This is a genomic window from Prevotella sp. S7-1-8 (assembly GCF_000758925.1).
Classification (GTDB): Bacteria; Bacteroidota; Bacteroidia; order Bacteroidales; family Bacteroidaceae; genus Prevotella.
This window is the reverse complement of the sequence record NZ_JRNC01000091.1, coordinates 1-15,035: the sequence shown is the minus strand read 5'-3', so window position 1 is coordinate 15,035 and position 15,035 is coordinate 1. Positions and strand designations below refer to the sequence as shown.

Sequence of the window (15,035 nt, the reverse complement as noted above, 5' to 3'; positions counted from 1 at the left end):
ATTACTAAATATGATATTAATTCTATGCGGCGACTAGTAGATGGGACTTTGGGAATATATACTCCAGCAGATAATATTCGAGCAATATTGGAGAGCGACTTTTGCAATAAAGTTAACCCAATTCGTGAGTATTTGTTGAATCTTCCAAAACCTAAAGGTGAAGATGAATCTGAAATTATAAGGTTGGCAAATTGTGTTGTGGTGAGAAATCCTGATAAGTGGAAACACTACTTTGTAAAATGGTTGGTTGCTGTCGTAGCCAATGCCATGGATGATTTACAGTGTCGTAATCATACATGTTTAGTTCTTACAGGTGAACAAGGAAAATTCAAAACAACTTTCCTTGATTTACTCTGTCCAGAAGAACTGAAGAGTTATCTTTTCACTGGAAAAATAGATCCACAAGGAAAAGATGTACAAACACTGATTGCGGAATATCTTTTTATCAATATTGACGACCAGCTAAAGGCACTCAATAAGAGAGATGAAAATGAATTGAAGAATCTGATAACGACACCAAGAGTAAAATATCGTAGACCATACGACACTTACATTGAGGAGTATCCTCACTTAGCAAGCTTTATGGCATCTGTTAATGGTAATGATTTTCTAACAGATCCGACAGGCAGTCGTCGCTTTCTACCTTTTGAGGTTGAGCACATTGATATTGATGCTGCTAAAGAGGTTAATATCAACAAGGTGTACTCCGAAGCTGTTGAATTGTGGAGAGTTGACTATCATTACTGGTTCAATGAAGAGGAAATAGCCGAACTGCATCAAGAGAGCGAAGGGTTTCAAGTGCAGACTGTTGAGTATGAAATGCTTCTTAAAGGTATGGAAAAGCCAGCAGTAACCGAAGAAAGTTATATGACCACTTCTGAAATCCTAAATTATTTGCGTGGATATACAACGCTTAACCTAAGTGAAAGGAGAATGGGAGAAGCCTTGAAAAAGGCTGGTTTCTTGCGGAAATCCAAAAGGATAGGTGGCAATCCAATGTATGTCTACCATATACGCAAGATTGTTCCCAATCCCTTTATTCAAAGTTACAATACTAATTATTAATACTACTTTACTACAAAGAGAGATAAAGCATTGAAAGAAAAAAGGTTAGACCGTAGTAAATAATGATATAAGATATTACTACCTCATTACTACCAACCTACCATATACATGTGCAATAATTACTACAAAGATAGTTAGTACTACATGTTTTTCTTTCACTGTCAGCGACTTACAAAACAATTACATTGTAGTAAGTAATAGGTTTAAAAGTTACAAGTATGACAATAGATGAAATTAAAGCAATATCAATTAAAGATTACTTAGGTCGTATGTCTATATACCCAACAAAGAATTATAGCTATTACGGGATGTATAAAAGTCCATTCCGAAATGAATATACTCCAAGTTTCAAAGTTGATTATAACCAAAATCTATGGTATGACTTTGCACTTGATGAAGGTGGGAGTCTTATAGATTTAGTTATGAAATTACATAATTGCAGTTTAATACAAGCTATAGAGTTGTTTAATGGCAAACAAAATAACCTACCAAAATTTTCCATAGCTAATAGCAAAACAATTTCTCCAAGCCAATCACGTATAGAGGTTATTGGCTCTACCAACTTATGTCATCCAAATCTCATAGAATATTTCACACATAGAGGAATCAATCTGAACATTGCGAAAAAATATTGTAGGGAAATCCATTATAGGATTGGTTATAAGAGTTTTTACGCAATAGGCTTTCCAAATAATTCTTATGGGTATGCGTTGCGCAATCCATACTTCAAAGGGTGTTTGTCTCCTTCCGATGTGTCGTATGTTCCCAGTCCTTCAGAACAAATCAATCTGTTTGAAGGTTTTATGGATTATCTTAGTCTGCTTACGATGAGTCCAGATGAAGAGAATAAAGCCGCACTGATACTTAACTCGATTAATAATATCAAAAAGTCAAGATTTTTTCTTTCAAAGCACAAGCTCATCTGTTCATATTTAGATAATGATGAAGGAGGAAAGCGAACTTTAGAACAACTTAAAAAAGAAGGTTTTGATGTTCAAGACTACTCTTCCGTCTTCCAGAATTATAAAGACCTAAATGAGTATTTATGTGCTGAATTCAAGCATTCAGAGAAAGCAAAAAATAAGAAAACCAAAGGGATTAAGCTATGATTGTAGGATTTGCTTTGCATAATCTATTTTTCGGGGAGCAAGTTTATGTTTTGGGCATACCAAAACCACTTGCTCCACCTCCTGACAGTCGTTGCAGAGGATTATCCCGCTGGTCTCCATCAAATCAAATTAAAGAAACTGGTATGATAAAAACAGAATATAAAAAAGGTGGTCGTCCAACCAAGGGCGTAGCCGAAAAGAAGAAATACCGTATCACGGTGAAACTGAATACGCAGGATTACTATACGCTCAAAGGCAAAGCCAAAAGCGCAGGAGTAACCATGAGTGAGTTTGTAAGGAAAGTTCTTGCAAAAGGATACATCATTGAACGACTGACAGTAGATCAAGCAGACTTCATTCGCAAACTGTGTGGCATGGCAAACAATCTCAATCAGTTGGCACATCGTGCCAATGCGGAAGGGTTTCATTCAGTTGCTCCTTTCCATAAAATCATCATTAGCAAGATTGATGAAATCCTAAATCTGATACGAAGATGATTGCAAAGATAATGAAAGGTTCGGGCTTCAAGGGTGTAATCAATTATATCCTTGACCCGAAGAAAGGAACGGAGCTTATAGACAGTTCCGGAGTGCGGACAGACAGTATTAGTCATATTGCCCAAAGTTTCATCGACCAAACAGAACTTAATCCACGAGTGGGTAAAGTCGTTGGGCATATCTCTCTGAGTTTCTCTGTACAGGACTCTCCCAAACTCAGCAATGAGTGGATGGCAAAAGTGGCTCATGAATATATGGAGAAGATGGGGATAAAAGATACGCAATACATCATTGGGCGCCACTTTGACAAAGAGCACCCTCATGTACATATCGCTTTCAACCGAATAGATAATAACGGCAAGACTATCTCTGACCGTAACGATAGATTCAGAAGTGAGAAGATTTGTAAAGAACTGACCGCAAAATACGGTTTGTACTTCGCTGATGGCAAGGAGAAAGTCAAGGAGCATCGCTTAAAAGAACCCGATAAGACCAAGTATGAAATCTATCAGGCGTTGAAAGCAGAGATTGCTCAGTGCAGGAATTGGAAAGACCTTCTTGCTCACTTGAAAAAGCAAGATATTGATGTCCGCTTTAAGTATAAAGGTAACTCACAGGAAGTACAGGGGATCATCTTTGAAAAGAACGGTTATCATTTCAATGGTTCTAAAGTGGATAGGAATTTCAGCTATTCTAAAATAGACTTTTCCTTGCACCAGAATAACAGGGAACACGAACAACAGATGCAAGGAGTGGTAAACCTCATCTCCAATGTTGCAAGTGTTACGAGCGAAATAGCCAACGAGCTCATCGAAGGAGGATTGGATTTATTTCAAACTCATGGTACTGTCCCTGCGGAGGTTTACAACACACTTGATAAAAAGAAGAAAAAGAAAAAACGTAAAATACATTTATAACTATGGCTGATAATAATACATTTGTCCTCTTTGAGGAAATCAAAAACAAACTGGAGACAATTTACAGGGAGCTAAAGGAGTTGAAAGAAAAGGAGAACGGTTCTGTTTCCCTCCCTGTTCAATCTACACTAGCACAAAGTGATGAGCAGAAAGAACAGGAATTGCTCAATCAGTATGAACAGCGTACAAAAGACGTGATTAACAAGTATATTGGAGTACAAGTACGCATCAAAGACGAGGAGGCTAAATCCATAGACAAATTGGCGGCAAGCGTATTGGCCATGTTGCACGAATGGCAGGAGAAGAAAGAGCATCCAATACTGCAGGAACATATTCACAGGCACAGTTTTGACCTCAAGTCCTCGAAAGTTTTTACTTATATGGTAGCAGTATCTGTCCTTTGTTTTGTTTCTTTGGTCGGCAATTACTTCTTGTGGCAACGTAAACAGCAATACAAGGATGATGCCTTGAAATTCCGTATCATCAGAGTATGGAGAGGTTGCAGTCCAAAGGAAATCCTATGGCTCAATGATGTATTTGATATTCATCGGAACAAAACTGCAATCAAAAATATTAAGAAGCAAATAGATGGTTATGAATTAGGATTAAAGCAGCAAGCAGATAGTCTGATGCAAAGAAAAATAGTTGATTAATCAAATAAAACGCATACGATATAAAAGGGGAGAAATAAATCCTCTTTTATATCGTATATCAAATTAAATTTGTTATTTTTGTAAATCGTAAGCAAATTGATATGAAAACTCCAAACAATCGTATAAAGGCAGTACTTAGCAAGAAAGGGAAAGTTACATGGTAGTGCTCAACTTGTTAAAGATTTGTTTAAAAAGCATCTAAGATATCTGTAATTTAGCATAATATATGTGATTTATTTTTATAAATGAAAGAATTAAGTTTTTTAGATAAATACGACAAACAGCAGGCTTTATCATGTATGTCATACATGATGGGGATGAAGGAAAACTCTGCATGGAAATACAATCTTGCAATTATTCAACGATATATATTAGAAAACAGCAATGGCGATATGCCTATTGATGTTACATTTTTAAAGAAAGAATTTTATGAGCTTATACCAAAAGGTGTAACAGATGAAGTTCAAGCTAATCTGTGTATAGATCAGTGTATAACAGAGGACAGATCATATAGTGTATATGCCTTGATGAGCGAAGGTGAGCAATATGCTATTCGCAGAATGGACATGATAGCCAGAAAATATGAGGTGAATGATAAGTTAATGAGAATAGGGCGCGTTATGCTAGATATCTCGGATATAATATGTGAAAGATTTGGGTACGGGCGATATGAATTAGGTGAATTATGCAATGAATATTTTATTTTTCCTAATAACAAAGAACTAAAGAATAATCCTTTGTTATTTTCAGACCGTGATATTTTAAAAATTCTAAAAGGTTATAATTTAGATGATAAAAGTTTGGAAATAATGGTTTATGAAAAGGATAAGCCTTTTTCAGATTTGAGTATATATAAAAATCAATTAAGTGGACCACTGGAATGGTATCCTCTTTACAAAACCCAAACAGGCTATTTAGTACTATCTCCTTATGCTTTGTTACTCTGTGCGCATTCTTTTTTCTTTAAGTCATTAGTTAATAACGTGGGTAAAGAAAATTTTGAAGATGCTTATGGTAGAATATGTTTGGAAGAAATCGTCATAAAGCTTGACAATTGTGAAGAACTCCAGGGTATAAAACAATATTCTGATGTAAAGAATATGGTTTATAGGTTGGATATAGATAAATACGCCAGCTTTACCTTTGTTACGAATATTCCTGATAGAATAGAGTTAGACAAAATGTTTGAGACCGAGAGGGTTACTGATGAACTTTCGTCTCGAATCATAGAATGCCTTATCAATAATGAGTCCCAAATAAAATCTATAAGCAATGTAAGTAAAGTCCTTAATATTATCGTTTTTTGTGGACCAAAGGTATTTGGATCGTTCTGCTCAACAATTGCAGCTATCGGATTAGTGTTCTCTGTCGATCAACTTGGATGGATAGTAGAGCTTTTAAATAAAGGATTGTATAATCTTTACTGGTTTCTAGAGGATAAAAGAAAGATAAGATTTGCACCGATAAATAATGATTTTGAGATTTTTGGCTTTTATTATAAACATGAGATGACATTTTATGTAGATGATGATATCGCAATTCCAACAGGATTAACTATCTCTGGTAATCCTTTACTTTACGACATATATAAGTTCTTATGGGAAAAGGATGAACATGTGGAATATATTTGCAGTAAGCTTGAAACTGTGAAGCATTTAGCAGATTTTGCTGATGAAGTACCATTTTATATAAATTCCCTGAGTAAGAATGACGGTAGCTATTTATTGGTGAAACTTCGTGATGCGGATATGTTTCTGTTTTATAGTTTTAATAAATATGCTCAAATCTCTGCTCAAATAGCAAAGAGCATTGGCATGTGGCTATTTATAATAGAAGAAAAGTTTAATATCCATGTATTAAGGTGTCCTGTAACCATATTTATTAATTTAACAGAAAATGGCACTTTTAATTTTTCTCATTTTAAGAGAAATGAACTAAGAATAGACATATCTCTATCTGATATAAATAATTTGAATATTGATGAATATTATATAGTTAAAGGGCTATGTGAAATGTTCATGAACAAGAGGCTTACTGGTAGAAATTTTACTATGGATCATTTAAAACAAGTATTTTTAGAAACTGGTGGTCATTTTTTGTTTGCCGAATCTCAAGGTTCAATTGCTGTGATTGACGATGGTCTAAAGGAGTGCATGACTATCAGTAAACGTTTCAATAATGTTGTATTAACTAACATTCAAGAGCATTTTAACTGGTCCCCCAAAGGGGTCAAATATAATATACAAGATTCAAAGAAAATAGTAAAAGATATTATTACATATTTGAATCAGCTCTTGAGGCCACTACTTGAGAAACTGTCAAAAAGAGGAGAACTGATAAAGTTATTGGAACTGCATCATGGGCAATTATTCTGGCTGGCTTTAACAAATAGCCGATACATATATTATAAGAGGGTATATGATTATATTGGAATTCATGAGACAAAACAGCATACTTTTGAACAAGGTTATCAGGAAACTAATGCACTATGTAAATGGATAATTGAACAGATTGTCCTTGGACAACCATTTAATGAGAATAAGTTGGAATCAGTTGATGAAATATACTATGCCTTCTCTATAGCTCATCAATTGGAAGTGTTCAGTACGTTTATGGATATATTGAATAATACTCACGATGATAATGACGGAATAGAAATATTGGAGAATGGTAGAATTGCAAAATTATTAGCCATAGATGATATAAATAAATATATGATAGACTTTAGTCGCGAGCAGTTTTATGAGCAGGAGCGTCTAATAAAGATGGGTATTCATGTGCCAGATTTTGAAATAGATATAAAAGATAAGACCTTTGAACTAGCCTTTGTTGCTGAATATGGAATAAGTTATAGCGATTATAAGAATATAATAACTAAATCTATAGACTTGGTAAATGAAGAGAATGTAGTAATAGCAAATTTTGAGCTGCAAACCTTTATTGATTATGTTTTTAATAATGGTATAGGTACAGATAAATACCAACCTTTTAAAGAACATTTTATGCTATATGGTGAGTTAGCACAACAAATAGGGCGTGATAAAAAGTTTAAATTTTCAGATACTTATGCCACTCGTCATAATAGAAAATTAGAACTTGCTACCCGACCTTGGATAATATATGACGGACATGTACTTTATTCATATAAATCTATATATCGTTCACACATTGTCTTGTACGAAAGGATAAGGAATGGTCGCTTATCATGTTCATCAAAGGAAATGACAACATTTGAAAGTAAGGTAAATGACAAGAAAGGTAAAGCCTTTAATGAAGCAGTGTTTGTTTTCCTGAGTAAAGAACTTCCTAATTCTGATATTAAGAAGGAAGTAAAAATTGGGAAAAATGAGGTTTTGGTAAATGAAGATAAAAATATAGGCGATTTTGATTTATTACTAAAAAATGATGAAAATAAAGTGATAGTAGGCATTGAGTTAAAAGACTTTATAGAATGCCGCACACCCTATGAGTTCTTGTGTGCAATAAAGACATATAGATATAAACTTATTCATGTTTACGAGCGATGTAAGTGGTTGGATAAAGAAAAAATGCAACTAAAGAAGATTTACCCATCTATGGATGAAGCTTATCGTATAAAAATGATATTTATGACACATCATAAATCTTCGCATAAATATATGGAGAATATGGAACACGGGGTTGTAGAAATGTCATTGCTTGAAATTATAGAGAATCCCTCAATTTTGTTTGAGTAAACTCCTCATTTTTTGTTTATCAAATAATATTTGTTATTTTTGTAATTGATAAGGGAATAATTATGAAAACTCCAAACAATCGAATCAAAGAGGTACTTAATGAGAAGGGTATTAAGCAGACGTGGTTAGCAGAGCAATTGGGCAAGAGCTTTGCAATGGTCAATGCCTATGTGGGCAACCACCGTCAACCGAGTCTTGATATGATTGCTCAGATAGCCGATATATTGCAAGTTGAGCCAATTGACCTTATTGTGTTTGTGGATAAGAAAGTTAAGAATTAATGTTGGGACATTTAATTTAGGTAGCAAGATGACTGACTTTGAAAAATATATCCGACAGAGCGAACCGCATAAACGAGAGAAAGGTTATGCGTGGCAGACTGCTATTGGTTTGCAGGCTGTTGATGGGCTGAAGACTTCAGACTATCTGCGTCAAACAGCTCGTCAACATATTGAGGGCGATATTACGATAGAAGAGGTAAAGCAACTTGTCAATAGCTATTATGAGTCGAAGACTGCCCGTAAAGGTATAGAAGATAGGACCGAGGAAGCAGATAAAGTTTCGGCTCGTATCACCGAATTGCTGTCCGAGCAGAGTTTTACATTCTCGCCATTAGAATATATTTCTATTCATCGCCGATTGTTTGAAGGCATCTACGAACACGCCGGTAAGATAAGAGATTACAATATTACTAAAAAAGAATGGGTACTGAATGGAGAAACTGTGCTGTATGCAGGTGCAGATAGTATTCGTGAGACGCTGGATTATGACTTTGCCCGTGAAAAGGAATACAATTATAGACACCATGACACAATGGAAGCCGTGAATCATATTACTCAATTTATTTCAGATCTTTGGCAAATTCACCCTTTCGGTGAGGGTAATACTCGTACAACGGCAGTCTTCACTATCAAGTATCTGCGCACATTTGGTTTTGACATCAGCAACGAAACCTTTGCTCACTATTCGTGGTACTTCCGCAATGCACTGGTTCGTGCCAACTATAACAATATGCCTAAAGGGATTTTTGCGACAACACAATATCTTGAAGCGTTCTTCCGTAACCTGATATTAGATGAACAGAATGAATTGAAGAATAGATACCTGCACGTGTCGGCAGAAAGTCAAAGTGCAACAGGTAATGACCCAAAGTGCAATATTTGCACTTTGAATTGCACTTTAGAAGAATTAGCAGTACTCAACTTTATTAAAGAGAAACCGAATGCAACGCAAAAAGAAATAGCTGTGCATATCGGAAAATCAGAACGAACGGTAAAGACGATGACCGTAAAATTATCTATACAAGGCATTCTTGAACGCAAGAACGGAAGGCGCAATGGCTATTGGGTTATAAAAAAAATAGTAAAACGAACATCTAAATTCCCATCTATGGAAGCGCATAAAGAACAACATAAAAAATCTATTCGATTCTTCAACGACCGTGAAGTGAGGGCAATATGGGACGACAACCATAATAAGTGGTGGTTCTCAGTACTGGACATCATTGCTGCGATTAACGAGCAGGATGATTACCAAAAGACGAGAAACTATTGGAAGTATCTCAAAACAAAGTTGAAGAAAGAAAAGAACGAACTGGTTAGTGCTACTAACCAGTTGAAGCTGCAAGCTCCTGATGGGAAACAGCGATTAACCGATATGTTAGATGGCGAAGGTGTTGTTTTTTTGGCAAAAGCAATACCCAATGTCAAGGCAATGGGATTTCTTGATTGGTTTACTTACAGCGATAATACCATTGATGGACAGAGTAAAAAGAAAGCCTACCAACTTTTTGAGAGTGGACTCTTGAAAACAGCAGAGCCTGGTAGTATCAAATGTCTGCAACAGATTCACGCTTATCTCTTTGGAGGACTGTACGACTTTGCTGGACAAATCCGAACTAAGAATATATCCAAAGGTGGTTTTACGTTTGCTAATTGTATGCACTTCCCTGAAACCCTGCAAGCAATAGAGCGAATGCCAGAAACAACCTTCAACGAGATAATGGACAAATATGTTGAAATGAATGTTGCGCATCCATTTATGGAAGGCAACGGTCGCAGCACTCGCATTTGGCTCGACCTCATGCTGAAGCAATCTCTCAAGCGGTGTGTGGATTGGAGTCAAATAGACAAAAACGAATATTTGTTAGCCATGCGTGAGAGTGTTTCTGACAGTACGCACATCAAAGCTTTGGTACAACCTGCCCTCACTACAAAGATTAATGACCGAGAAATGTTTATGAAGGGCATTGATTGTTCATACTATTATGAGAAAAAGACTAATTACAAGATGGTATGTAATCACTTAATGATTTTGAACTAAAACATCTTTTTATGACAAATTCCTGACGATGAATTTGAAGCGCGAAAAAGTAATCTTCAAAATATTATATGTTTTTACTGGTATCAAAGGTGTAGAAAATTTCAGCAAGAAGATATTATCATAGCTAATAAGTACAATTGAATAAATTAAGTATGGTAAAGAATATACAAGAGAAAATTAACAGTCAAGCAAAATCCTCTAAAGAAGAAATGCTATGGGGCAAGCCTGCTAATGATATACTCAATGGGCGAGACAACTCTGCGTCTGTCAAGCCAATACGTGCTATATGGGAAATGGTGCAGAATGCTAGAGATACTTCGACAGATCAAAGTAACATTATTTTCACTCGGAAGCAAGGAGTATTTGAATTTAAGCACGACGGAATGCCTTTCACCCATAACACTCTCGATGCACTCATTTTACAAACAAGTGCAAAATCTCGTAATGATGGTGATCAAGTTGGTCAATATGGAACAGGTTTCTTAACAACACATAAGTTTGGGCGTAAATTTGACCTTGCAGGTTCTCTTAAACTTGTTGATGATGAAGAACTATACTACAACTTCCCAAAACTGACTATTGACCGTAATCCAAATACGCGTGAAGAGATGATTAAAAGTCTCTCTAATCAATTTAAAGAAAAAGATGGTTGGCTAAATAAAGAGGATTATAGAAGCAACAAACCTGATAAGTGGACTATTTTTACATATTTCCAGCCCAATGATATAGAAAAAAAGAATGTAGAGGAAGCTTTTGAACAAGCTCCAGGAATGATTCCCTATATTCTTTGTTTAAATGAGAGTATAAAGTCTATCAAGTTACGTGATGAAATAATGGACAGGACTATTTCTTTTGATCGTAAAGAAGAAAAGAAATTAAAGGGAAAGACTTCCATGTCATATCTTTATTCTACAACAATACTTGTTGATGATAGCCGAAATAAAAAAATAGGAGAATTCAGTATCCTAACATTGGAAAGTAAGAAAACGGTCATTACCACGAAAGGAATTAATAAAACTATGGTGACAGTAATACTACCAATACATAACAATACAGTCAACAATTTGTCGGATAACATTTCCAAACTATTTATTTATCTCCCTCTTGTTGGTACGGAGCATTGGGGAATCAATTTCTTGATTCACGCTCCTATGTTTACTTGCTCATCAGACGATAGAAGTAGTTTGCGATTAATCATAGATGGGCAAACAGAACACGATCCAGCAATAGAAAACTGCAAGTATATTCAAGAGGCATCAGATATTCTTTTCGATTATATCAGTCAGCATCTATCTGAGTGGCAAGATGTTCATTATTTGGCACCAATTGATTTTGACGTGTCTAATCCAAATAAAGAATTGAGTGATTATTATAAGCAACTTAAAAATGTTTGGCTACAAAAAATGAGGGGGCTTGGTATTGTGAATGTAAAAACGGTAGATGGTATTATAAGAAAGAAGCCCTCATGTATATATGTTTTGGACTCTGCTTTAACCAAGGCAATCAAGGAAAAAAAAGGACTATTAATGCCTATTTACAATGTACTCTTAAACATGCACCATGATTTGATACCTATTCCCGAACACTTGATTTTTTGGAGTGAAATATTTGCCAGTTGGTACGAAGGAACTGATTGTGACCAAATAATTAGCATCAGCAATATTATTGATTATATTGTCAATAACGGCATGGCTGTAGTTAATGAAAAAGACTTGTTGCAAATTTGTGAATATTTGAGAGATAGTGATCAGTTAAGTTTCTTTGATAAAAACATTCTACTAGCAGAAGACGGTACACTAACCAACAAGTCTGAGGGATACAAGAATGATATTTCATCAAATAAATTAAAAATCTGTATTAAGACGCTTCTACCAGAACAAACCAGTAAGTTTGTTAAAAATGAATTTGCAGATTTGATTAAACTACCCTCATTTAATGATAAAAATGTCAAAGAGGCACTGTCATCATGCACTGAAGAAATGCAAACTAAAATAAAAGTTGTAACTGATGTTGCGAAGTCTGAATGGGAGTCAAGCAGAAGGGTTCCTGAAACAACTGCAGGCTTATTAAATGAAGGACAACGAAATGCACTGATGGATTATTGCTATATGACAATACCCAAAAACAGTACTTCATTTCAATTTAAAGCACTCGATCTCATAAGGGAGTATTATAATTATACTTACGATTTTACAGATAAAATTGACACAGAATCTTTCGAATGGAGAGGTGCTATTCGCACTTTACTTTGTCATATTCTAACGGAGTTCACCATTCTATGCGACGGAAAGAAAAGGGAACAAATTGGCTGGATAAAAAGAATGATAGATTGCATCTATGCCTTTTCCGATTTCAAAGGGATGCTGCAGAATTATCGAGTTTACCTCTCACAGAGTGAAGAATTCTCTTATTGTAAGGATTTGAAGATAGATTCAGGCATACCTGAGAAGATGAAAGACATTTATAACACAATAACATCTACCCAAGAAAAAACAATTGAAATTCGAAAAGAACTATTTGACCATGAATTTGGTAAAATTGCTCCTACGGATGCAAAATGTGAAATAGTACTCTTTGGCAAAAAAATTATGGATGAAATATCAAAATCGGGTAAATATCTCAATGAAATAGATTCTTACGAACACAAAGATTTGATTATGGATATTATCAATAATTTTGATGAAGAAGCTGAGGGGGAAAAATGGAAAGAAGCCTTTGAAACTATATATAAAGATATTCCATCGTTACTTGCAAAACTCGTACTCAATAAAGATAACCGAGAGTCTATGATAAAAATAATGAAAGTCAAGGATAAGACACGTCTAAACAAAGCTGCAGAAATCATCAATAATGAAAACTTGATTCATATTTGGGAACTAGGGAAAGCCGCTTGGATAGAGAAGGAGAATGAACAGCACGACTTTAACAAGAAGAAAGAACTTGGTAACTATGTGGAGGATTATCTTCGTAAAGAATTAAAAGACATTCTTAAGAATAACAAGGTTGAAGCAAAAGTTGATGATGTACAAGGTGGTCAAGATATTATTGTATCCATCAATGATGAACCAATTTACTACATAGAGGTTAAGAGCCGTTGGGTGGCAGCTGATTCTGTAATGATGTCCTCAACACAACTAGAACGTTCTGTAGAGCAAAAGGATTGTTATTCACTATTTGCTGTGAATATGATTGATTTTAATGGTGAGAACGTGAAAGAACACCGATATCCAAAATCAATGGATGAGTTTGTAAATAGAATTCGTATAGTCCCTAATATTGGCAAATTAAATGAAGAGATCATTCCGACAAGACGTGGCTCAAATGATCAGGTTCATATAGGTGGTGACTATAAAGCTATCGTACCTCAGACTTTAATATCAAAAATCAGTATCGATTACAACACTTTTTTATGTAACGTATTAAAGCCCAAGGTAGAAGAGGCTATAAAAACAATAAAAGGCAGTTGATGATGTTATGATTAATAACTTTAGCATCAACATCCAAGATGTTTTCTAATCAATACTACTCAAATTGAGGAAACATTTTTGTACCATATAAATATAATTCATTGATAATCAGTGTTGGATATATTTGAGGAAGAAATGACGTAATGTGGAAAAGCAAGAGATTTTATTAGTTAATCAACATACTAAAGTTTTAGTCCCAGCATCTTCATATAATATGCAAGATGACGGCAGGCTTCTTATCCCTTTTACAAGTGGCGACAAAATTGGCTTTGTAGACAAAGATGGTGCCATTGTCGTAAAGCCGCAATTCACCATGTACTATGGTGATTGTTATGATGAAAGTGATAATATAAGGGTCTCTGTTGATCGTCTCTATGGATTTGTTCGCGGTGGAGGACGAGTTGCTACGTATAAGCGTCCGATGTATGGACTTATTAATTATAAAGGCGAAACTATCTTCGATCCATCATTTTATAGTTTGATACCAGCTATTGGAAACAAGAAGCTGTATACAGTCCAAGACAGGAATTTGGGATATGCCGTTTTAAACACAGGTGGGACAGAAGTCGTTCGCTTGGGTAAATACAGTTGGATTGATGGATTTGACAATGGACTTGCAAGGGTGAGAATTGGAAATGTGACAAATGGGCAAAATGAAAATGGCGATAAGTGGGGATTGATTGATGAAAACGGCAAGGAAATACTACCTTTAGAGTATGATAGCATTTGGACTTTTTATGGTAAGAAACGTTTTACAACCAAGGTCGTAAAAGGTAATGTTGCCTGTGATGTCATTCTTTCCGAACTATTGGACAAGGATAAAACCCAAGAAAAGGACAATCACTCGGATTTCTATGATGCCAATGATTATGGAACCAATTATGGAGAATATGCTGGTTCGTATGCCCAAGATTTGGAAGGATACAGTGACGATGTGATAGACGATGCTTTTGATGGCGATCCTGACGCTTATTGGAATATTGATTAGTAATATTCTTTCGTATAGTATGCAAGGAGAACTGCGAGCAAGATATGCGAACATGTAAATAACGATCAGGAATATGCGGTGTTTTCGCCAAGATATATGCAAGGGATAATTCATTGGTCAGGTAGATAGTTTGCAAAAGACGGAAAAAATTACGAACATAGGGCTATCTACCTGATATTAACTTTTCGCTGTCAAACAGAACGAATAGGGCCTAACAATAACGAAGTGGTTGGACGGCCATGCTGTTGTCTTGGCCACAGTGTTGACTGTGTGTATATGGGAGTGACGGAATAGCTTGGGG

10 protein-coding genes and 1 pseudogene are annotated in these 15,035 nt (G+C 35.4%); all 11 read left to right on the top strand.

The window, feature by feature from the left end; translation table 11 throughout:
- On the top strand, nt 1–1,065 hold a 1,065-nt coding region (locus HMPREF1640_RS11415; protein ID WP_036894946.1), incomplete at its 5' end, for a VapE domain-containing protein.
- Between the two features lie 218 nt (nt 1,066–1,283).
- The gene (locus tag HMPREF1640_RS11410) at nt 1,284–2,174 is read left to right on the top strand and encodes a toprim domain-containing protein (RefSeq protein ID WP_036894938.1); all 891 of its coding nucleotides are present in this window, start codon (nt 1,284–1,286) and stop codon (nt 2,172–2,174) included.
- Nucleotides 2,175–2,317: 143 nt separating this feature from the next.
- Nucleotides 2,318–2,671: a plasmid mobilization relaxosome protein MobC gene (mobC, locus tag HMPREF1640_RS11405; RefSeq protein WP_036894936.1), complete on the top strand. Its 354-nt coding sequence runs from the start codon at nt 2,318–2,320 to the stop codon at nt 2,669–2,671.
- Complete coding sequence (locus HMPREF1640_RS11400) at nt 2,668–3,588, top strand: relaxase/mobilization nuclease domain-containing protein (protein WP_036894933.1); 921 nt, start codon at nt 2,668–2,670, stop codon at nt 3,586–3,588. The genes mobC and HMPREF1640_RS11400 overlap by 4 nt, the downstream gene beginning before the upstream one ends.
- Before the next feature lie 2 nt (nt 3,589–3,590).
- Nucleotides 3,591–4,241 (top strand): hypothetical protein, encoded by a 651-nt coding sequence (locus tag HMPREF1640_RS11395; RefSeq protein WP_036894931.1) that lies wholly within the window; start codon nt 3,591–3,593, stop codon nt 4,239–4,241.
- A gap of 245 nt (nt 4,242–4,486) precedes the next feature.
- A complete protein-coding gene (locus HMPREF1640_RS11390) occupies nt 4,487–7,957 on the top strand; it encodes a hypothetical protein (RefSeq protein ID WP_036894928.1) in 3,471 nt (1,156 codons plus the stop codon).
- Nucleotides 7,958–8,019: 62 nt separating this feature from the next.
- Nucleotides 8,020–8,238 carry a helix-turn-helix domain-containing protein gene (locus HMPREF1640_RS11385; RefSeq protein ID WP_036894925.1) on the top strand — a complete coding sequence of 73 codons (219 nt, stop codon included), beginning with the start codon at nt 8,020–8,022 and terminating at the stop codon, nt 8,236–8,238.
- Nucleotides 8,239–8,266: 28 nt separating this feature from the next.
- Nucleotides 8,267–9,316 (top strand): annotated as a pseudogene (locus HMPREF1640_RS13560) (Fic family protein); the annotation flags it as partial.
- A 30-nt stretch (nt 9,317–9,346) separates the two neighbouring features.
- On the top strand, nt 9,347–10,279 hold the full coding sequence (gene fic / locus HMPREF1640_RS13555; protein ID WP_052051826.1) for a protein adenylyltransferase Fic: 933 nt from the start codon (nt 9,347–9,349) through the stop codon (nt 10,277–10,279).
- Between the two features lie 152 nt (nt 10,280–10,431).
- Complete coding sequence (locus HMPREF1640_RS11370; RefSeq protein WP_036894923.1) at nt 10,432–13,746, top strand: sacsin N-terminal ATP-binding-like domain-containing protein; 3,315 nt, start codon at nt 10,432–10,434, stop codon at nt 13,744–13,746.
- A gap of 145 nt (nt 13,747–13,891) precedes the next feature.
- Nucleotides 13,892–14,734, top strand: a complete 843-nt coding sequence (locus HMPREF1640_RS11365; RefSeq protein ID WP_156098805.1) for a WG repeat-containing protein — start codon at nt 13,892–13,894, stop codon at nt 14,732–14,734.
- The last annotated feature ends 301 nt before the right edge of the window (nt 14,735–15,035 follow it).

Excerpts from the sequence above, each read along its gene's own strand:
- HMPREF1640_RS11395 (WP_036894931.1), top strand. The coding sequence starts at position 3,591 with ATGGCTGATAATAATACATTTGTCCTCTTTGAGGAAATCAAAAACAAA.
- mobC (WP_036894936.1), top strand. The coding sequence starts at position 2,318 with ATGATAAAAACAGAATATAAAAAAGGTGGTCGTCCAACCAAGGGCGTA.
- HMPREF1640_RS11385 (WP_036894925.1), top strand. The coding sequence starts at position 8,020 with ATGAAAACTCCAAACAATCGAATCAAAGAGGTACTTAATGAGAAGGGT.
- HMPREF1640_RS11390 (WP_036894928.1), top strand. The coding sequence starts at position 4,487 with ATGAAAGAATTAAGTTTTTTAGATAAATACGACAAACAGCAGGCTTTA.
- fic (WP_052051826.1), top strand. The coding sequence starts at position 9,347 with ATGGAAGCGCATAAAGAACAACATAAAAAATCTATTCGATTCTTCAAC.
- HMPREF1640_RS11410 (WP_036894938.1), top strand. The coding sequence starts at position 1,284 with ATGACAATAGATGAAATTAAAGCAATATCAATTAAAGATTACTTAGGT.
- HMPREF1640_RS11400 (WP_036894933.1), top strand. The coding sequence starts at position 2,668 with ATGATTGCAAAGATAATGAAAGGTTCGGGCTTCAAGGGTGTAATCAAT.
- HMPREF1640_RS11370 (WP_036894923.1), top strand. The coding sequence starts at position 10,432 with ATGGTAAAGAATATACAAGAGAAAATTAACAGTCAAGCAAAATCCTCT.